This window comes from Maribacter sp. 4U21, from assembly GCF_002742365.1.
Taxonomy (GTDB): domain Bacteria; phylum Bacteroidota; class Bacteroidia; order Flavobacteriales; family Flavobacteriaceae; genus Maribacter.
In genome coordinates, this window is the sequence record NZ_MDGN01000081.1 from 1 (window position 1) to 338 (window position 338).

The 338-nt window shown below is 54.7% G+C and carries 1 protein-coding gene; it reads left to right on the plus strand.

What is annotated here, in order from left to right; genetic code table 11:
* Positions 1 to 338 (plus strand): transposase (locus BFP77_RS16760; RefSeq protein ID WP_143751934.1); only part of this gene is annotated, 338 nt, incomplete at both ends.

Consider the following 338-nt stretch of genomic DNA (forward strand, 5'->3'; position numbering starts at 1 on the left):
GGGCTATCTGGAGAACATCATCAGCGACCGCAAGCTTATCGACCATTGTTCGATGCGTTTGGACATCCTGTTCTTCATAGGCTATGATATCGATGAAGAGCTTCCGTGGCACAGTACGATAAGCCGAACGCGGCAACTGTTCCCGGAAGCGGTGTTCGTGGAAGTCTTCACCAAGGTGCTGGCCATGTGCGTGGAAAAGGGTATGGTGGGCGGGCATACCCAGGCGATAGATTCGGCTCCCGTGAAGGCCAATGCGAGCATGGATACCCTGGAGCTGAAGGTGCCCGAAGAGGAACTGGACGAACACCTAAGAAAGGTACGTGCCCTCAGTTCGATGG